Consider the following 18,765-nt stretch of genomic DNA (forward strand, 5'->3'; position numbering starts at 1 on the left):
AGTTACCGTCACTATGCGATTAAACATCCCTACGTTGTTAACGCTTTTCCGCGTCGTCCTCATCCCTTTCTTTGTGCTGGCGTTTTATCTGCCGTTCGTCTGGGCTCCCTTCGCCTGTGCGCTGATCTTTTTCGTCGCGGCGGTAACCGACTGGTTTGACGGCTACCTGGCGCGTCGCTGGAACCAGAGCACCCGTTTCGGTGCCTTCCTCGACCCGGTAGCGGATAAGGTGATGGTCGCCATCGCCATGGTGCTGGTGGTGGAACATTACCACAGCTGGTGGGTCACCCTGCCTGCCGCAACCATGATCGCCCGTGAAATCATTATCTCAGCCCTGCGTGAGTGGATGGCTGAACTGGGTAAACGCAGCAGCGTGGCAGTCTCCTGGATCGGTAAGGTGAAAACCACCGCCCAGATGGCGGCGCTGGTGTGGATGCTGTGGCGTCCGAACGAGTGGGTAGAGTGGGCGGGTATCGGCCTGTTTATGGTCGCCGCGGTGCTGACGCTGTGGTCGATGTTGCAATATTTGAACGCTGCACGCGGCGATTTGCTTGATCAGTGATCGTTTCGCCGTAATTTTCAGCAAACGATCTTGAGTTAAGAAAAATAACGTTGACTCAAAACGTCAGGTAAGTAGAATGCAACGCATCGAACGACGGCACGGTTCGTTAGTCGATAAGAAAATCAAGTGATTAGCATACTAGCTTGATGATTGCGGGAATAGCTCAGTTGGTAGAGCACGACCTTGCCAAGGTCGGGGTCGCGAGTTCGAGTCTCGTTTCCCGCTCCAAATTTAAGACAGTCGCACTTGCGGGTGTCAGTCGAAAGACAAAAGATTTAAGGCGCGTTAGCAAAGCGGTTATGTAGCGGATTGCAAATCCGTCTAGTCCGGTTCGACTCCGGAACGCGCCTCCACTTTCTTCCCGAGGCCGGATGGTGGAATCGGTAGACACAAGGGATTTAAAATCCCTCGGCGTTCGCGCTGTGTGGGTTCAAGTCCCACTCCGGCTACCATGGGAAAGCAAAGAATAATCAAAGCAATAAGCAGTGTCGTGAAACCACCGAAAGGTGGTTTTTTTGTGCCTGAAATCTTATTCTTCAGCATGAAAGGTAAGATGTAAGCGAAATACCGGATTGGACCCGGTTTGGACTTACGTGGTTCAATAAGGAACTGTTCCTTCAGTAAGCAATCCCGCCTCTTTGAGTGCAAGCACAACATTCATTTGCTGATTGTGGTTAGCAGCAGCCTGGATAAAGCCAGTTGTGATCACTGTCCACAATTGGCGAGGAGTGTAATCAGTTTCAGAATCAGCCAGAACAAGCTGGGCTGCACGGATTGCATAATCTTTATTAGGCCCGTTCAGTGCACGTGCAGAAAGATACTCTCCGGGTTGAACACCTTTCACCCAGCCAAACTGACACAACCCAAGAAATGCTGATTTTGGGCAGCCTTTTTCTTTTTCTGCTACAGCGCAAGACCACGCTTCGATCGGAGATAATTGCTGTCTGATAAGTTCAACGGCATTAAGGGTGATGACACCATAGCCACTTTGACTGATTACCATTATTTACCATGTTGATATTTTGGTTTGATTCATCCATGAATGATACCATTCGATGATGGCAAGTGATGGTTTTTTAACAGCGATTCAAAGATGCTGAAGCAATATGTAACGGGGCAGCGTAAAGCGTTATGGGATGCTTTCTGCCGACGGCAGGAAATCATTAAAAACAGTACACCTCTGTTCGATGTCGACCATGAATCAATTGTGCGTACCCGGAAGGTAGGGAAAACCTCAGTCAGAAATATTCTCTCGCGCAGTGAACTGATGGAATCTATGGTTGTTTCTCAGACAAACATTTTGCTGGATGATATTTCGCACAAACGAGATCGGTTTGATGGCCTTATCTATATGATGTTTACACGTGAGGATGATGATGTCATTCCACTGTATATTGGTAAAGCCGAATCAAAAGGACGCAGTAATCCGGTCTCAGCCAACATAAAAGATGTGGCTCGGGTAAAAGATAAGTTTGCCCGGTGGGGTGATAACTATCAGTACCATATCGGAGATCTGAGTGCATCCGTATTGCTTGGGCATGAAACGAAATACGTCACGCAGAAGTATCAGCAGTGGGCAGCAAGTCTGTTTGTTACTTATCCAGTTGAAAGACCGCAATTAAAAAAAGATATATGGTTCTGGTGCAAGGCATGGAACAGAAATGATGTTGGTATTTGGCCCGAGTTTGGTCCAACAAGATTAACGTTTCTGGAATACCTTTTGATCGGTGTGGCTAGTTCGTTGTTTCCGCAAGCGTTGCTTAACCGTGAAGGTCACAGCCGTAGCTAATGTCGACCTGGAGGACGAAGAAGCTTGGATGAGATATAGACATTAAGCAATCATACATTGCCCATTCTACAGACTCATGCTTCACCACACCCACAATAAAACACCGCCAGCCAAACCGTCGGTACATCGGGATCGGTCCACTCCACCCGGTGCCGGCATTGCGCGGGGATATGCACCGCATCCCCCGCATGCAGCACTCGGACCTCATTTTCCGCTTCGAATTTCACCCCCGCCGAGCCACGCAGAACGACCACCCATTCGTTTTCCGTCTGGCAGTACCAGAAGCCAGGCGGACTGGCTTGACCGGTGGAGAGGATGCGCTCAATTTTTAACCCCGGCGCTACAAGCAACGCGTCGAAGATTTCAGCCTCGTTACGAACGCCCGCCCCGGGCAGCTGTGAAAAGAGATTTAACGCCATTTGACTGCCTCCGCTGATCATCAGGACCTGTTGAACAGGCGCGAGAGCTGAGCCCCCTTGAGAAAAATAAACGCCAGCAGCAGGCCGCCCCACAGGGCCATGGTGATATAGCTACTCACCCCAAGAATGTTCAGCCCGCTCTCAAGCATCTGCAGCAGGATCAGCGCCATCACCATGCCAAAGACTTTGCCGAAGCCGCCATCGGGGTTCACCCCGCCCAGCACCGCCGCGAGAATTGATACCAGCAGATAAGACTCACCGTAAGAGGCCTTGGCCGAGTTCAGTTTGGACATCATCAGCAGCGCGGCAATGACGCACAACACCGAAGAGAGAATATAGACCCAGATAAGGGTCTTCCGGGTGTTGATCCCGGCGTAGTGGGTCGCCTGTTCATTAGAGCCAATCAGGTAGATCGTGCGCCCGAAGGCGGATTTTTCGAGGATCACCCACAGGATGACCACCACGGCCAGAAACACCAGTAACGGCAGCGGGATGCCGAGGAGATTGGTGCTGTTGATAACCAGCACGTAATCCGGGAAGTTCGCGATCGACGAGCCTTTGGAGATCAGGATATTTATCCCCTTCAGCAGGGTCATGATCCCGAGCGTCGCTAAAATCGGTGAGACCCGCACCACGGCGATTAAAAAGCCAATCACCGACCCAATCACGATCGCCATGGCTAACCCGGCCGCCAGTACCAGCAGCATACTGCTCAGCGTCGGGGGATAGTGGGTGGCGACCCAGGCCATCACCAGCCCGCAGGCGTTCATGGTGGCGATAATGGACAGGTTGATCCCGCCGGTGAGGATGGTCACCGCCATGGCTAACGCCAGCACGCCGAGGATCGGCATCTGCGAGGCGATGGACTGGAAGTTGGCTGACGACCAGAAGACAGAGGGGATGAGGAAGCTAAACGCGATCACGACGACAGCGATTAACAGACTCAGGTAAATCTCAACGCGATCCTGGGTTTTTCTGGCGCTCATGCTACTGCTCCCTCTCCTTTGCGCTGACTCCAGGCCGTCATACTGATGCTGGTGACGATCACCACCCCGGTAACGACCGTATGCCAGTAAGAGGAGACCCCTGTCAGATTGAGACCGTTTTGGATCACGGCCAGTAAAACCACCCCCAGCAGGGTGCCGAGTAAGGTGCCGCGCCCGCCGACAATGCTGGTTCCGCCCAGTACCACCGCGGCGAGCACCGTCAGCTCATAGCCCAGCAGGGAGTCGGGAGCGACGGTTAACACGGTCGCCGACTGAACCACACCGGCCACGCCGGACATCAGCCCCATATAGCCGTAGACAAACAGCTGCATCTTAAAGATGCCAAATCCCATGCGGGATGCCGCTTCGCGGTTGCCGCCCATGGCGTATATCATCCGGCCAATGCTGGTTTTGTTCATGATAAAGCCGGTTAACGCCACCACCACCAGCAGGGTGATGATCGGCAGGCTTAAGCCATAATCGTAGCCGTCGGCGGCCGTGAATTTAAACAGCATCACCCCCTCTTCAAACCACGCCGGATAGCTGTACAGCCAGACCCCTTTGGTCAGGTACAGCAGCAGGCCGTAAAAAATATTGAGGGTTGAAATGGTAATGATGATCGAGGGCACCTTGAGCCGGTTCACCAGCGTGGCGTTGACCAGCCCGAGGAGTAAACCCAGCCCGCCCGACAACGCAAAGGCCAGGGCGAAGTTGCCGCTGGTGCCCTGAATCAGGGTAACCATCACGTACTGGGAGATGATGGTCATGGCCGGGAAGGAGATATCGATCCCGCCGGAGATCAGGACAATGAACAGGCCGCAGGCGAGGATAGTTAACATGGCGTAGTTGTTGATCAGATCGTAGAGATTCCCCAGCGTCAGAAAATCGGCGCTGGCATACGACAGATAGCCGCCAATCAGGATAATGGTCAGACTGAGGAACAGTTCATGGGTTTTCACCCCGATTTTCTTAACCATTGACCACCTCTGCCAGCGCCGCCTCCGACGTCTTTTCCGGGAGGAGTTCGGCGACGATCTCGCCCTTACGCATCACTAAAATCCGGTGGCTGTTAAAGAAGGCTTCGTCGATCTCATCGGTGATCATCAGCACCGCAATCCCCTTGCGCGACAGGGCGGAGATGATCTGGTAGATACCCGCTTTGTTGGCAATGTCGACGCCGACGGTGGGGGAGTCGAGGATCAGCACTTTAGGGTTGATGGCCAGCCATTTGGCAATCGCCACGCGCTGGGCGTTGCCGCCGGAGAGGGTGTTGACGGGCAGATCCACGCTGCCAATCTTGATGCTCAGCTGTTCGATGAGATCGGTAACGATGCGGTCCGATTTTGCCCTGTCCAGCAGCCGGAACGGGGTTTTCAGCCGCGAGAGTACGGTGGAGATAATATTGTCATTGATCGACTGATCCATCACCAGACCGGTGCTCATCCGGTCTTCAGAGACGTAGCCAATTCCGGCTTTTACCGCATCCCGGTTGCTGGCGAAATGCACCGCCTTGCCCTCAAGGAGTATCTCGCCCGAGTCAGGTTTTGTGAGCCCGAACAGGCTCAGGCACAGCTCCGTGCGCCCGGCGCCCAGCAGGCCGGTAATGGCCAGGATCTCCCCCTGATGGAGCTGGAAAGAGATGTCTTTATACTGCTGATGTTTAGTGAGGTTCGTGACCTTAAGCGCCACCTCGCCAATTTTCTCAATCGGCGGCAGAACCGCATATGAGAACTCTTTGCCGGTCATCAGGAAGGCGAGTTTCTTATTGTTGATGTCGCTGGCGGGATAAGTACCGATCAGGCTGCCGTTTTTCAGGACGCTGATCCGGTCGGAGATCTCCAGCACCTCATCCAGCCGGTGGCTGACGAAAACCACGCAGATGTTCCTTTTTTTCAGGTCGCCGATCACCCGCAGCAGCCCCTTTACCTCCTGCATGGTCAGCGAGGCGGTGGGCTCGTCCATAATGATCAGCCGGGCTTCCTGCGCCAGCGCCCGGCAGATGGCGACGATCTGACGCTGGGCGATGGGCAGGGAGTCCACGTTGGCATCCAGGTCCAGTCTGGCATCGATACTTTTCATCGTCAGCCCGGCGATGCGGCGGATTTCCCGCTTGTTAACCAGCAGATTATGGTGGTGCTGGTGGATACCGATGTTTTCCGCGACGGTTAAATTGGGGAATAAGGAGAGATCCTGGTAGATCACCTGAATGCCCGCTTTGACGGAGTCGATGGGCGAAAGGTGCGCGTAGGGCTTATCCTCGATGGCGATCTCAAACCCGGGGTCGGGTTTATAGACGCCGGAGATGATTTTTATCAGCGTCGATTTGCCGCAGCCGTTCTGCCCGGCCAGGCAGTGCACTTCCCCGGGTAACAGCGTCAGGTTGATGTTATCCAGCGCTTTTACACCGTAGAAGGTCTTGCTGATCTTACCCAGTGAAATAAAGGGCTCCATGTCTACCTCTCAGGGGCTCAAGCCGCACGCCCCGGCAGGGCGTGCGGGTTCAAGGGATCAATACAGGCTATCGATATTCTCTTTGGTGACGCGCAGGACTTTATGGAATTTGATGATGCGTTTTTCGCTGTCCACGTCAGCCTTGCCGAGATTGGGGATCTCCAGCCCCTGGGAAATCTCTTCTCCTTTCAGGACTTTGTCGGCAATGGCGGTGATGGCATAACCCGCAGAGGCCGGATCGTAGGTGATGCCCATGGCGATATCGCCGCTTTTAATCAGTGAGGCGGCCTGGGAGGGGATCATCATGCCGTAGACAAAGACTTTGCCTTTCGCCCGTTTATCTTTCACCGCGCGACCCGCGCCGATAGGGCCCTGAGAACCAAATGAGACAATCCCTTTCATGTCGGGATGGGCTTTCATCAGATCGATGGTGGTGCGGCGGGCGTCGTCGATGTTTTCCGCAACTGGCATGCGGTTGGTGACTTCATGCATCTCCGGGTAGTGCTCTTTCTGATATTTGACGAACAAATCGGCCCACAGGTTATGCTGCGGCACGGTCAGGCTGCCGACATAAATGACATAACCCCCTTTACCGCCCATGGCTTTGGCCATCTCTTCGACGTTGTCGGCGGCAAATTTCTGGTTATCAATAATTTCTACATCCCAGTTAGCGCTGGGTTGCCCCGGAGATTCGTTGGTTAAAACCACGATGCCCGCTTCACGCGCCTTTTTAAATACCGGCTCGAGAACATCGGCGTCATTAGGCACGATACCGATGGCAGAAACTTTTTTAGCGATCAGGTCCTCAATGATTTTGACCTGCTGCGGGGCATCGGTACTGGACGGCCCCACCTGAGAGGCTTTAATTCCGAGATCGCTGCCCGCTTTCGTCACGCCTTCTCCCATCCGATTAAACCAGGGCATGCCATCTATCTTTGAAATATTGACCACTTCAATTTCTTTCGCCATTGCAGAGGTCGAGAAAACCATCAACCCGAGCAGGCTCGCGGACAATAATTTTGTTAAGCATATTTTATTCATCTCATACCTCTGTAGGGTGGTAAAAAATTAAAGGGACAATCTGGATGTGTTGTTATAAAGAGCCGTGTTCAAATTAATAGTAGGTGAGAATAATAATTCACCCTGGTGTTGATGAATAAAATCTGGGCACGATCGGCTTTCTCTCCATTCAGGGAGAGGGCTGGGGTGAGGGGGAGCAGGCTGCACACTCTTTAGACACTTTGGCACCCCAGCCCTGCAATTGTTGCGGTTATTACGGGTTTTTTGCCTTCATGCCTGTACAACGCCGCCAGAATGCCGCCTAATAACGGCGCTTATTCTTTCATTCACAGTTAACAGGTCTGTTATTGATGAATCATCTCTGTCACTACGCGCCAGCGCCTGTCTGCTGTGATGAACATTCATTTTCAAGGGACAGATAGCCATGCAGCGTCGACAATTTCTTAAATCCAGTGTTCTTCTTTCTGCCGCAGGCTTAGTTGGCCCGGCCGTCGCCAGCCAGACGGTGGTGCAAAACGGTGCGCCGCTGGCCGCGCCGGTAATGCGCCGTCGGTTTGTTCTGTCGCAAACTTATAAGCTGGCACCGCCGCAGGGCTCCAGCGGCGTGGTTAAACTCTGGATCCCGCTGCCGGTGGACACCGCCTTTCAGCAGATGACCGGCCTGTCGTTCAGCGGCAATTACCAGCAGGCGTATATCACCACCAACAACGCCTACGGGGCCAAAACGCTGTTCGCGACCTGGCCGAAATCCGACGGCGATCTGCTGCTCCAGCTCGACCTGGAGATCGAAACGGCAGACTGGGAGCCGCTGAAACATGACGCTCTGAAACACTGGCAGGCCCCGGAGCAGATTGTCTATCCCCTGGCGGTGAAGCCCTACCTGCTGCCGACGACGCATACCCCGGTTGATGGCCTGGTGCGCGAGACGGCGCAAAAAATCACCGCCGGTGAAACCGATCCGTTGAAGAAAGCCCGTCTGATCTACGAATGGGTCAGCAGCCATATGGAGCGCGATAACGACGTGATCGGCTGCGGCACTGGCGATGTGGCGACCATCCTGCAAAGCGGCAAGCTGAGCGGCAAATGCACCGACATCAGCTCGGTGTTTGTCGCCCTGGCGCGCGCCAGCGGCATCCCGGCGCGTGAGCTGTTTGGCATCCGTCTGGGCAAGGCCAACAAGCTGGAGCGTTACTCCGCCAGCGCCTTCGGCAAGGCCGACAGCGCGGGCGTGTCCGACGTCAGCGGCGGGCAGCACTGCCGGGCGGAGTTTTATCTGGCGGGCTACGGCTGGCTGCCGTGCGATCCCGCTGACGTCACCAAAATGCGGCTGGCAGAGAAAAAAGCCCATCAGGATCCCGATGTGCAGGCGGTGAATACCTACCTGTTTGGCAACTGGGAGATGAACTGGGTGGGCTTTAACTACGGGCGCGATTTTGAGCTGTACCCGGCGGCGGAGCAGGGGGCGGTGAATAACTTCGGCTACCCCTATGCCGAAGTGGACGGCGACCCGCTCAATTTTTACGATCCGAAGGTGTTCACGTATCACTATGTCTCAACAGAACAACGCTAAGGGCGCGGGGCTTACCCTGTTGACGGCGGCCGCGGCGGCCGTCACCGCCGGGCTGTGCTGCGTCGGGCCGCTGCTCTATCTGCTGTTTGGCATCTCGGCGGCCGGTTTTGCCGGGCTCAGCCAGCTTGAGTTCCTGCGGGTGCCGATGATCCTGCTGTCGGCAGGGCTGATGCTGCGGGTCTTCTGGCGGCTCTATTTTTCAACGCGGCCGTGGTGTACCGGGCGGATGACGCTGGGGCAAATGCGTCTGCTGTTCTGGCTCTCGCTGCCGGTACTGTTGCTGGTGCTGTTCTACCCCACTGTGGTGGCCTGGTATTATGAGGTGATGGAATGAAACGACTGCTGATAACCGCGAGTCTGTTACTGCCCCTGTGCGCGCAGGCCGCGAATGAAAAAGTGGTGCTCGACGTGCAGGGCATGACCTGCTCCCTGTGCGTGATATCGGTTAACCAGGCCCTGCGTGAAACGGAAGGGGTGGTAAAAGCCAAAGCGTCACTGAAGACGCGACAAACCGACGTCATTGTCCCGGAAGGCTTCCCGACCGAAACGTTATTACAGGCGGTGGCAAAAACGGGCTATACGGCAACTGTGAACCGTATAGAAAAACCCTAAATATCGTCATAACGCATGATGGTTTAATTATTATTGGCGGCTGTGCGTCTTGCTCAAATAAGGGGAAAGACGCACTGCATCACAATTATTAATAAATTATGATGATATTGCTGCAGTTTGATAAACATTACGTGACGAAACGTTGACCTGCCCATCCGTGCGCTCTATCTTATGATTAGTTTGTCCATAAATGCGCCATTTTTATCCCTATATCGCCGTTCCCGGCGATTTGTTGATCCTTAATGCCCGCATTTCGCTGCGGCTTATTGTGGATTACGCTCAAAATGAATATAACCGCGAGTAAATATACCCTCTGGATCCGCGATATAACCCTTAATCCCTGGGCTGCTTTTTATTTCCTGCAGTCGGTGTTGATTAATTTCTCATTGGGATATTCATTTAGCCTGCTCTATTCGGTGGCCTTTAGCTGCGTCCTGTTCGTCCTCTGGCGGATCGCGCCTCGCGTACAGAAAGGGTTTATTGCCCTGTGCAGCCTGCTGGCGGCCATCTACTTTCCGTTTGAGCAGGCCTATGGCGCACCGAACTTTAATACTCTGCTGGCGCTACACGCCACCAACGTCAATGAATCCGTTGAGATGCTGACGATATTCCCGTGGCACAGCTATCTGGTGTCGCTGGTTATTCTGGCGCTAGGCGGGGTGGCAATAGGGCGTAAAGTTACGCCAAAAACGCCGTGGCGCCGGGTGGATATGCTCTGTCTGGCCTTCAGCGTGGCCTGTTTCTTTATTACCCCGGCGAAAAACCTGGTCTACTGGGGTAACTTCACCCTGCTGGATGTGGGCTACCCGGTGTTCCGCTTTGTGAAGGACGTGGTCATCAACAACCGGGAAGTGGTGCAGGAAAAAGCGCGCATGCTGGAGCTGGCCAAAATGAAGGACGACTGGACCGTGCTGGCGGTGAAGCCCCGCTACCATAACTACGTGGTGGTGATCGGGGAAAGCGCGCGGCGGGATGCCTTAGGGGCCTTTGGTGGGCAGTGGAATAACACCCCCTTTGCCAGCTCCGTTAAGGGGACCCTGTTTACCGATTTTGTCTCTTCCAGCGCCTCTACCCAAACCTCGCTGGGTCTCTCCCTGAGCCGGGTGAGCGGGGGAAGTCCGGAGTATCAGAATAACTTCGTCACCCTGGCGAACCGCGCCGGGTTCCAGACCTGGTGGTTCTCCAACCAGGGCCAGATTGGCGAGAACGATACCGCTATCGCCAGTATTGCCAGGCGCGCGGATGAGGTGCAGTTCCTGCGCAAGGGCTATTACGAAGATGAAAACAACCCGCGGGATGAAGCCTTACTGCAGATGACCCAGCAGGTGTTGTCTACCCGCCGCACCGAACCGCGGCTGATCGTCCTGCATCTGATGGGCTCGCACCCGCAGGCCTGCGAGCGCACCCAGGGCAAATACGCGGAGTTTGTGCAGTCGAAGGAGACCTCCTGCTACCTCTACAGCATCACCCAGACTGACAGCCTGTTAAAACAGCTTTATCAGCAGCTGGAAAACACCGGCGACAGCTTCTCGATGGTCTACTTCTCGGATCACGGCCTGACCTATAAAGCCCGACTGACCGGGGGGCAATATATGGGTCATGGCGATGCTTTCCAGCAAAACTATCAGGTGCCCTTTATGATCGTATCGAGCGATGACCAAACGCATCGCCTGATTAAAGCCCGGCGTTCTGCCAACGATTTTCTCGATTTCTTCTCGGTCTGGACCGGGATCGAGGCCAAAGAGCTCACCCCGAAATACCCCTTTGTCTCGGAGCAGGAGGCGGGCAAGTTGTGGGTGACTAACTTTAAGCAACAGAAAGTGGACTACACGCAGCTTCCTGACGACCTCCACTGACGTCGCCGGTCAGGGCAACCTGACCGACGGGATCCCGCTCAGGCACCGCCCAGATAGGCTTTTCTGACCTCCTGATTGCCGAGCAACTCTTCGCCGCTGCCGCTCAGGCGGATCTGGCCGTTGACCATCACATACCCGCGATCCGACAGCTTCAGGGCATGGTGCGCGTTCTGCTCCACGAGGAAAATCGTCATCCCGTTGCGCGCCAGCTCCCGCAGGGTCTGGAAGATCTGCTTCACCACAATCGGGGCTAGTCCCAGGCTTGGCTCGTCAAGCAACAGCAGCTTGGGCCGACTCATCAGCGCCCGGGCGATAGCCAGCATCTGCTGCTCGCCGCCGGACATGGTCATCGCCCGTTGCTTGCGGCGCTCTTTAAGGCGTGGGAAGAGGTCAAACATGCTCTGCAGATCCTGAGCCGCATACTGGTTGCCGATGGGGATGGTGCCCATCAGCAGGTTCTCTTCCACGGTCATATCCGGGAAGATGCGTCGGCCTTCCGGGGCCTGGGCAATGCCGCCCGAGGCGACGTAGTGGGTCGATTTATGGCTGATGTCCTCCCCGCAAAACAGGATTTGCCCGTCGCGCACCCGGGGCTGGCCGAAAATCGACATCAGCAGGGTCGACTTGCCCGCCCCGTTAGCGCCGATCAGCGCCACGGTTTCCCCGGGATTGACCTGCAACGAAACCTGCTTCAGCGCCTGGATCACGCCGTAGTAGACATCCACCTGACGAAACTCCAGCATTGCCTCACTCATACCCTGACCTCGCTCTCATCGGTGCCCAGATAGGCGGCAATCACTTTTTCATCGTGCTGGATCTGCGCCGGTTTGCCCTGGGCAATCACATCCCCGTGGTCGAGGACGATGATGTGATCCGAAATTTCCATTACCATCCCCATGTCGTGTTCGATCAGCAGGACGGTGATCTCGTGGCGATCGCGCAGAAAACGGATGATGTTACTCAGGGTGTGGGTTTCCACCGGATTGAGCCCGGCGGCCGGTTCATCAAGACAGATCATCTCCGGCCCGGTACACATGGCGCGGGCAATCTCCAGCCGCCGCTGCTGGCCGTAGGACATCTCGCCCGCCAGCCGGTTTGCGCAGTCCACCAGATCCACCACCTCCAGCCAGTAAAAGGCCCGGTCGAGGGCGTCGCTCTCCGCCCGCCGGTAACCCGGGGTATTGAGCACCCCGGCCAGCAGGTTGCGGTTCACCCGCATGTGCTGCGCCACCAGCAGGTTTTCCACCACCGACATCTCACGGAACAGGCGGATGTTCTGGAAGGTACGCGCCAGCCCGGCGCGGTTGACCAGATGGGTGCCGCCAAACATCTTGTAGAACAGCCTCTGACCGAACTGCGCCGGGTTGATCCAGTCCCCCGGCTGGAACTTCTGTCCGAGGATCTGGATCACGTTGGTGGTCTTGCTCCGGGTGTTGAACAGAATATTGCCCCCGGAGGCTTTATAAAATCCGGTCAGACAGTTGAAGACCGTGGTTTTTCCCGCGCCGTTCGGCCCGATAAGCGCCGTGATGGAGCCGCGCTGTACCTCGAGATTGACGTCGTTGAGCGCCTTGATGCCGCCAAAGTGCATCATCAGATGTTCCACGCTTAAGATGGTCCCGTTCATGGCGCCACTCCTTTTCGCACCGCGAAGCCGCTGCGGTTGATGCGAATCAGCCCCCGCGGCCGCCAGATCATCATCACCACCATTAACACGCCAAACAGCAGCACCCGGTACTCGGCAAAAGTACGCAGCAGCTCCGGGGTCACGGTGAGCACGAAGGCGGCCAGCACCACCCCGAGGGTAGAGCCCATCCCGCCCAGCACCACGATGGCGAGGATCAGGGCCGACTCAAAGAAGGTGAACGAGGTGGGGTTAACAAACCCCTGATAGGTGGCGAAGAACACCCCGGCAATCCCCGCGGTAGAGGCCCCGAGGGTAAAGGCCGACAGCTTGACCAGCACATGGTTAAGGCCCATGGAGCGGCAGGCAATTTCGTCCTCGCGCAGCGCCTCCCAGGCGCGGCCTATCGGCATCCGCGTCAGGCGGTGCTTGATGTACAGCACCAGCAGCACCACCAGCAGCAGGATGGCGTAGATGAAGATGAACTTCAGATTGGGGTTAAATGTCAGGTTGAAGAACTCGTGAAACGGCACGCCGCCATCTTTGGCCCGACGGCCAAACTCCAGCCCGAAGAAGGTCGGGGGCGGGGCGGAGATACCGTTCGGCCCGCCGGTGAAGGTCAGCCAGTTATTCAGCACCAGGCGGATGATCTCCCCGAAGCCGAGGGTCACAATCGCCAGATAGTCGCCGTGCATGCGCAGCACCGGGAAGCCGAGCAAGGCCCCGGCCGCCGCGGCCATCAGCGCCGCCAGCGGCAGCATGGTCCAGAAGCCGAGTCCCAGATACTGATAGCCCAGCGCCAGGCCGTAAGCGCCAATGGCGTAAAAGGCGACATAGCCAAGGTCCAGCAGGCCCGCGAGCCCGACCACGATGTTCAGCCCGAGGCCGAGCAGGACGTAGATCAGGCCGAGGATCGCCACCGTCAGCACGTACTTGGTGGCGACGAACGGAAAACAGACCGCCAGGGCGATAATCAGCGGCAGGATCCAGCGCATCCGGCTTTTGTACTCCGGCGGACGGACGTAAACCCCGGCGTTATCGTTGTCGAAGCGGGCCATCACGCGTCGGCCCGGCGCGGTGGACAGAAAGGCGCTGAGTAAAAAACGGCCCGTCATCACCGTGGCGATGATCCACGCCAGCCGCCGCCCTTCGAAGTTAAAGCTGTAGCCGTCCAGCACCACGCCGGCGATGGGACCAAAAACGATCAGCGCCACCAGGCCGGCAAAAATGGCGTCGAGAAGACAGCGTTTAAGGGAAAAGCCCTCGTGGGACACGGGCTGTGAAACGATTTGTGCAGTCATCTTTTTTCCCTCACACCTTGGCCACGACAGGGCGGCCAAGCAGTCCCTGAGGACGGAAGATCAGGATCACCACCAGCAATCCAAAGGAGAACACGTCTTTATAGTCGGAGTTCACCATGCCGGAGAACTGCGCCTCGGCAATGCCGAGGATCAGTCCCCCCAGCATCGCGCCGGGCAGGGAGCCGATCCCCCCGAGGACGGCGGCGGTAAAGGCTTTAATCCCGATAATAAACCCGGCGTAAAAATCAAAGGTGCCGTAGTTCATGGTGATCAGCACCCCCGCCAGCCCGGCCATCGCCGCGCCAATCACGAACACCAGGGAGATAATCCGGTCGGTATTGATGCCGAGAATCGAGGCCATCTTGCGATCCTGCTGCACGGCGCGACACATCCGCCCCAGCCGGGTATTGCTGATGATCCAGGTGAGCAGCAGCATCCCGGTGAACGAGGCGATCAGAATGAAGACTTTGGTGTAGGTGATCTGCACAAAGCCCTCGCCAATATGAAAACGCAGCACCCCGTCGAGCATGGTAGGCACCCCCTGCTGACGCGGGCCCTGGCTGATCTGGGCGTAGTTTTGCAGGATCAGCGACATGCCGATGGCGGAGATCAGCGGTGCCAGGCGCGTGGAGTTACGCAGCGGTTTATAGGCGATGCGCTCGATGGTCCAGCCATACACCCCCGTCACCACGATAGTGAAGACCAGCGTGCCGAGGATCAGCAGCGGAAAGGATTCCAGCCCGAAGAAGGAGAGGAGCGCCAGGCCGATGGCGCAGAGATAGGCGGAGATCATATACACTTCGCCGTGGGCGAAGTTAATCATGCCGATAATGCCGTAGACCATGGTGTAGCCGATGGCGATCAGGCCGTAGACCGACCCCAGCGTCAGGCCATTGATTAACTGCTGCAGAAAGAAAGTTTCCATCATCGCGCGCTCGTGTTACAGGCCGCCCGTTGCGGGGCGGCCCGATGGTTATAGTGCGTCGGGTTGTCGCCATACCGACGTTGAGCGTGATTCCGTCCCGTTACTGCACTTCCTTATATTTACCCTTGTCGTCCCACTCATACACCACGTAGTCAGAGACTTTCAGGTCGCCTTTGCTGTCCCAGGATTTTTTGCCCATCACGGTATCCACCGAATTGGCCTTCAGCCACTCGCTGGCTTTGGCCGGATCGGCCCCGCCGGTGGCTTTAAAGGCCGCTGCAATGGCCTGGATAGAGGCGTAGGCGTAGAGGGTGTAGCCTTCCGGCTCGAATTTACTGGCGCGGAATTTGTCGATGACCGCTTTGCCTTCCGGGATCAGGCGCGGGTCTTTGCCGAAGGTCATATAGATGCCGTTGGTGTACTGCGGTCCCCCGGCGGCGGTGACCATCTCTTCGTTGACGATGCAGTCGCCGGAGAAGAATTTGGCCTGCACGCCCTGCTCACGCATCTGGCGCACCAGCGGCCCCGCTTCCGGGTGACAGCCGCCGAAGAAGACCACGTCTGGCTTCTGGGCGCCGATTTTGGTCACCAGCGCGTTAAAGTCTTTTTCACCGCGAGACAGGCCTTCATACATCACGTCCTTCACGTCGCGTTTCGCCAGCGCCGCTTTGGTGGCATCCGCCAGCCCCTGGCCGTAGGTGTCTTTGTCGTGAATGATCACCACCCGTTTGGCTTTCAGCTTATCAATAATGAAATCAGCGGCGACCTGGCCCTGCTGGTCATCGCGACCGCACATGCGGAACATGTCGCTCATGCCGCGCTCGGTGATCTGTGGGTTGGTGGAGCCGGGGGTAATAGCCAGTACGCCAGCGTCGTTATAGACCTCGGAGGCTGGCATGGTGGAGGAGGAGCAGAAGTGACCGACCACGGCTTTGACCTTATCCTGATCGACCAGACGGTTAGCGACCGAGACGGCCTGTTTCGGCTCGCAGGCGTCATCGCCCTGCACCAGTTTGATCTTCTCGCCATTAATGCCGCCCGCGGCGTTAATGTCTTCCGCGGCCTGGGTCGCGCCGTGCCAGTACTGGTCCCCGTAGGTGGCGTTCGGTCCGGTGAAGGGGCCCGCTACGCCAATAACGATATCAGCCTGGGCGGAAAACGCCGTCACCAGACACCCTGCCAGCACGATAGAGAGAGGACTTCTGATCAATTTCAGCGACATTATTATGTACCTTTTCTGAGTGGTTTTTGGCACAACCCTGTGTAGTCGAACGCCGGAGGCGTACCCAATCCAAAACGTATTCAAAACGTAATGCACTAAACGGACGACATACCGCAGAAACAGGCGAGATTGCCTGAGGGTTTTCACCCTCAGCACAACAGTAAGCAAAATGGTTGCCAGAACGGCAGCCAATTGCCGGTGTTTCGACAATTTTCAGTATAGAGCGCCGTTTTAAGCCACCCGGCACCACGCAGCGAAATTACAGCGGGGATCACATCTCATTAACAACAAAGCACATAAGTTGTGCAACGGTCACGATTTGGACCCTTTTGCACCACAAAAGCGCCCGGCAAGCGCAGGGGAATAGAATCGTGAAGGGCGGTTTCTGTGTTACCCTGCACGCAATTCTATTCTGCAGGAGATTTACCCATGACCGAAGGCCCGTTAAACGAAACCGAAATGGAGTGGCTGGAAGAGACCTTAATGACCTACGGTCATGACGGCGAGTCCGTGATGGACGTCTCGGAGCTCGACGGGATGCTGACCGCGGTGCTGTCTGGCCCGGTGGTGGTTGAGCCGGATCGCTGGCTGGTGGCGGTGTGGGGTGGCGAAAAATACATTCCGCGCTGGAAGAACGATCGTGAGATGAACCGCTTTATCGATCTCTGCTTCAAGCACATGAACGATATCGCCGAGCGCCTGAGCGATTACCCGGATCAGTTTGAACCTATGTTCGGCATGAATGATGTCGAGGGTGAGACCTATACCGTGGTGGAAGAGTGGTGCTTCGGCTATATGCGCGGCGTGGCCTTGACCGACTGGTCATCCCTGCCGGAGTCCCTGCGTGCCGATCTGGATTTGATCGCTCTGCACGGCTCAGAAGAGAACTTTGAGCGTCTGGATAGCTTCAGCGAAGAGGAGTTCCAGCAGAGCATCGAGAACATTCGCCCGGCGGCGCTGCGTCTGTACAACTACTGGATTGCCAACCCGCAGGAGCCGGTCGCCCAGCAGCCGGTGATCAACGGCACCAAAGTCGGGCGCAACGATCCTTGCCCGTGCGGCAGCGGTAAAAAGTTTAAGAACTGCTGTCTGCATTAACAGCGCCCGGCGGCGCTTCGCTTGCACGGGCCTACAATATTCGTAGGCCGGGTAAGCGCAGCGCCACCCGGCATTTATTTATCCCACTTCCGGTAATAGCCCCGCCGCAATCCCGAACTGCACCAGCACGATCGCAATCCCGCAGGCGAAGACCAGACACAGCGCCGGTTTCCCGCCGGGCACCCGGTAGTCACCTTCAGGATGATGCTTACGGCTCTGCCAGACCAGCAGCGACGGCAGCAGCAGCGCCAGTACCGCCAGTGCCACCCCCGCATACCCCAGCGCCATCACAAACCCACGCGGATAGAACAATGCAAAAGCCAGCGGCGGCAGGAAGGTGATCGCCCCGGTCTGAATACGTCCGCTGAAGGTGCGGCTGCGCTGGAACAGGTCGGCCAGATAATCGAACAGACCCAGCGCCACCCCGAGGAAGGAGGTCGCCAGAGCGAGGTCGGCAAACAGGTGTACCGCCAGCTCCACATGCGGCGAGGCGACCACTTCACGCAGGGCCTGGAGCAACCCGTTCAGGCCGGTATGGCTGGCCAGCATCCCCATAAAGGTGGATGAGTTGATGCTGCCAAGCGTTACCAGCTGCCAGAAGATATAGGCCACCAGCGGGATAGCGCTGCCGGTGATAAAGATCCAGCGCAGCTTGCGCACGTTGCCATTCATATAGCTGACGATGCTCGGCACGCTGCCGTGAAAGCCAAAGGAGGTAAAAATCACCGGGATGGCCGACAGCGCCAGCCCTTTCTCCAGCGGCAGGGTCAGTAAATTAACCTTATGAATGTGCGGTGCCAGCAGCGCCAGCATCACCACCAGGAAGAGGATTTTGGCCGAGAACAGAAAACGGTTGAACAGATCCACCAGCGAAGTGCCGACGCAGACCACGCCGCCGCCAATCAGGGTAAAGAAGATCACCCCGGTGGTGGGGGAGATATCGGCATTGAACCAGTCATTGACGCTGGAGGCGATAAGTTCACCCGCGCCGCTGATATAAGCCGCGGTCAGGGCATACATCAGGAACATCATGCTGAAGCCGGTGATCCACTGGCCGAAACGTCCAAGATAGCGCCCGGCCAGCGACCCTAGCCCGGTATCGGCGGGAACGTGCTGATACACCTCAAGCAGCAGCAGGGCGGTGTAACACATCAGCGCCCAGAGTACGCCCAGTAACACCAGCGTGACGCCAAACCCGACGCCTGCGGCCGCCAGCGGCATCGCCAGCATTCCAGCCCCAATCGTCGTTCCGGCGACGATGAAAATACTTCCCAGCGTTCTGTTCTTCACGTTTTCCTCTACGGCCTTGCTCTATCGCGACAAAATCTGC

At 56.5% G+C, this 18,765-nt stretch carries 19 protein-coding genes and 3 tRNA genes; 10 read left to right on the forward strand and 12 right to left on the reverse strand.

Annotated elements, in window-relative coordinates:
- Positions 1 to 13: 13 nt before the first annotated feature.
- The 4 genes from pgsA (at position 14) to WFO70_RS02655 (ending at position 1,014) form a co-directional block, all read left to right on the forward strand.
- Positions 14 to 562: a CDP-diacylglycerol--glycerol-3-phosphate 3-phosphatidyltransferase gene (gene pgsA, locus WFO70_RS02640; protein ID WP_032612063.1), complete on the forward strand. Its 549-nt coding sequence runs from the start codon at positions 14 to 16 to the stop codon at positions 560 to 562.
- A 152-nt stretch (positions 563 to 714) separates the two neighbouring features.
- Positions 715 to 790: transfer RNA gene (locus WFO70_RS02645), tRNA-Gly, on the forward strand.
- Positions 791 to 841: 51 nt separating this feature from the next.
- Positions 842 to 915: transfer RNA gene (locus tag WFO70_RS02650), tRNA-Cys, on the forward strand.
- 12 nt (positions 916 to 927) lie between these two features.
- Positions 928 to 1,014 (forward strand) — tRNA-Leu (locus WFO70_RS02655).
- Positions 1,015 to 1,160: 146 nt separating this feature from the next.
- Here WFO70_RS02655 and WFO70_RS02660 read toward each other — a convergent pair.
- Positions 1,161 to 1,565: a DUF6979 family protein gene (locus tag WFO70_RS02660; protein WP_337014545.1), complete on the reverse strand. Its 405-nt coding sequence runs from the start codon at positions 1,563 to 1,565 to the stop codon at positions 1,161 to 1,163.
- Positions 1,566 to 1,655: 90 nt separating this feature from the next.
- Between WFO70_RS02660 and WFO70_RS02665 the strand changes: the two genes are divergently transcribed.
- The gene (locus WFO70_RS02665; RefSeq protein ID WP_337014546.1) at positions 1,656 to 2,351 is read left to right on the forward strand and encodes a hypothetical protein; all 696 of its coding nucleotides are present in this window, start codon (positions 1,656 to 1,658) and stop codon (positions 2,349 to 2,351) included.
- A gap of 74 nt (positions 2,352 to 2,425) precedes the next feature.
- Here WFO70_RS02665 and WFO70_RS02670 read toward each other — a convergent pair whose 3' ends face one another.
- The 5 genes from WFO70_RS02670 to WFO70_RS02690 are packed head-to-tail and all read right to left on the reverse strand — an operon-like array spanning position 2,426 to position 7,248.
- Positions 2,426 to 2,770, reverse strand: coding sequence for a cupin domain-containing protein (locus WFO70_RS02670; RefSeq protein WP_337014547.1), 345 nt, complete (start codon positions 2,768 to 2,770; stop codon positions 2,426 to 2,428).
- A gap of 20 nt (positions 2,771 to 2,790) precedes the next feature.
- The gene (locus WFO70_RS02675; protein ID WP_337014548.1) at positions 2,791 to 3,756 is read right to left on the reverse strand and encodes an ABC transporter permease; all 966 of its coding nucleotides are present in this window, start codon (positions 3,754 to 3,756) and stop codon (positions 2,791 to 2,793) included.
- Positions 3,753 to 4,733 carry an ABC transporter permease gene (locus WFO70_RS02680; protein WP_337014549.1) on the reverse strand — a complete coding sequence of 327 codons (981 nt, stop codon included), beginning with the start codon at positions 4,731 to 4,733 and terminating at the stop codon, positions 3,753 to 3,755. The genes WFO70_RS02675 and WFO70_RS02680 overlap by 4 nt, the downstream gene beginning before the upstream one ends.
- On the reverse strand, positions 4,726 to 6,207 hold the full coding sequence (locus WFO70_RS02685) for a sugar ABC transporter ATP-binding protein (RefSeq protein WP_337014550.1): 1,482 nt from the start codon (positions 6,205 to 6,207) through the stop codon (positions 4,726 to 4,728). Before WFO70_RS02685 ends, WFO70_RS02680 begins: the two co-directional genes overlap by 8 nt.
- Positions 6,208 to 6,264: 57 nt before the next feature.
- Positions 6,265 to 7,248, reverse strand: a complete 984-nt coding sequence (locus WFO70_RS02690) for an autoinducer 2 ABC transporter substrate-binding protein (protein WP_337014551.1) — start codon at positions 7,246 to 7,248, stop codon at positions 6,265 to 6,267.
- Between the two features lie 403 nt (positions 7,249 to 7,651).
- Here WFO70_RS02690 and WFO70_RS02695 point away from each other — a divergent pair, with 403 nt between their 5' ends.
- The 4 genes from WFO70_RS02695 to WFO70_RS02710 all read left to right on the forward strand — a co-directional run bounded on the left by WFO70_RS02695 (position 7,652) and on the right by WFO70_RS02710 (position 11,265).
- A complete protein-coding gene (locus WFO70_RS02695) occupies positions 7,652 to 8,797 on the forward strand; it encodes a transglutaminase-like domain-containing protein (RefSeq protein WP_337014552.1) in 1,146 nt (381 codons plus the stop codon).
- The gene (locus WFO70_RS02700; protein ID WP_225758510.1) at positions 8,775 to 9,131 is read left to right on the forward strand and encodes a mercuric transporter MerT family protein; all 357 of its coding nucleotides are present in this window, start codon (positions 8,775 to 8,777) and stop codon (positions 9,129 to 9,131) included. The genes WFO70_RS02695 and WFO70_RS02700 overlap by 23 nt, the downstream gene beginning before the upstream one ends.
- Positions 9,128 to 9,409, forward strand: coding sequence for a heavy-metal-associated domain-containing protein (locus tag WFO70_RS02705; protein WP_156264106.1), 282 nt, complete (start codon positions 9,128 to 9,130; stop codon positions 9,407 to 9,409). The genes WFO70_RS02700 and WFO70_RS02705 overlap by 4 nt, the downstream gene beginning before the upstream one ends.
- Before the next feature lie 284 nt (positions 9,410 to 9,693).
- Entirely contained in the window at positions 9,694 to 11,265 is a 1,572-nt protein-coding gene (locus WFO70_RS02710) for a phosphoethanolamine transferase (RefSeq protein WP_337014553.1), read from the forward strand.
- A gap of 38 nt (positions 11,266 to 11,303) precedes the next feature.
- On the opposite strand, the gene WFO70_RS02715 is transcribed toward WFO70_RS02710, so the two are convergent.
- The 5 genes from WFO70_RS02715 to WFO70_RS02735 all read right to left on the reverse strand — a co-directional run bounded on the left by WFO70_RS02715 (position 11,304) and on the right by WFO70_RS02735 (position 16,337).
- Positions 11,304 to 12,020, reverse strand: coding sequence for an ABC transporter ATP-binding protein (locus WFO70_RS02715; RefSeq protein WP_337014554.1), 717 nt, complete (start codon positions 12,018 to 12,020; stop codon positions 11,304 to 11,306).
- Positions 12,017 to 12,892: an ABC transporter ATP-binding protein gene (locus tag WFO70_RS02720; RefSeq protein WP_337014555.1), complete on the reverse strand. Its 876-nt coding sequence runs from the start codon at positions 12,890 to 12,892 to the stop codon at positions 12,017 to 12,019. The genes WFO70_RS02715 and WFO70_RS02720 overlap by 4 nt, the downstream gene beginning before the upstream one ends.
- The gene (gene livM / locus WFO70_RS02725) at positions 12,889 to 14,190 is read right to left on the reverse strand and encodes a high-affinity branched-chain amino acid ABC transporter permease LivM (RefSeq protein WP_337014556.1); all 1,302 of its coding nucleotides are present in this window, start codon (positions 14,188 to 14,190) and stop codon (positions 12,889 to 12,891) included. The genes WFO70_RS02720 and livM overlap by 4 nt, the downstream gene beginning before the upstream one ends.
- A gap of 10 nt (positions 14,191 to 14,200) precedes the next feature.
- Positions 14,201 to 15,115, reverse strand: coding sequence for an ABC transporter permease subunit (locus WFO70_RS02730; RefSeq protein WP_059309089.1), 915 nt, complete (start codon positions 15,113 to 15,115; stop codon positions 14,201 to 14,203).
- A 100-nt stretch (positions 15,116 to 15,215) separates the two neighbouring features.
- The gene (locus WFO70_RS02735; protein ID WP_337014557.1) at positions 15,216 to 16,337 is read right to left on the reverse strand and encodes a branched-chain amino acid ABC transporter substrate-binding protein; all 1,122 of its coding nucleotides are present in this window, start codon (positions 16,335 to 16,337) and stop codon (positions 15,216 to 15,218) included.
- A gap of 429 nt (positions 16,338 to 16,766) precedes the next feature.
- Between WFO70_RS02735 and WFO70_RS02740 the strand changes: the two genes are divergently transcribed.
- Positions 16,767 to 17,435, forward strand: coding sequence for a YecA/YgfB family protein (locus tag WFO70_RS02740; protein ID WP_337014558.1), 669 nt, complete (start codon positions 16,767 to 16,769; stop codon positions 17,433 to 17,435).
- A gap of 78 nt (positions 17,436 to 17,513) precedes the next feature.
- Here WFO70_RS02740 and tyrP read toward each other — a convergent pair whose 3' ends face one another.
- Positions 17,514 to 18,725: a tyrosine transporter TyrP gene (gene tyrP, locus WFO70_RS02745; RefSeq protein ID WP_337014559.1), complete on the reverse strand. Its 1,212-nt coding sequence runs from the start codon at positions 18,723 to 18,725 to the stop codon at positions 17,514 to 17,516.
- Between the last annotated feature and the right edge of the window lie 40 nt (positions 18,726 to 18,765).

Source organism: Leclercia sp. AS011 (assembly GCF_037152535.1).
Lineage (GTDB): Bacteria > Pseudomonadota > Gammaproteobacteria > Enterobacterales > Enterobacteriaceae > Enterobacter.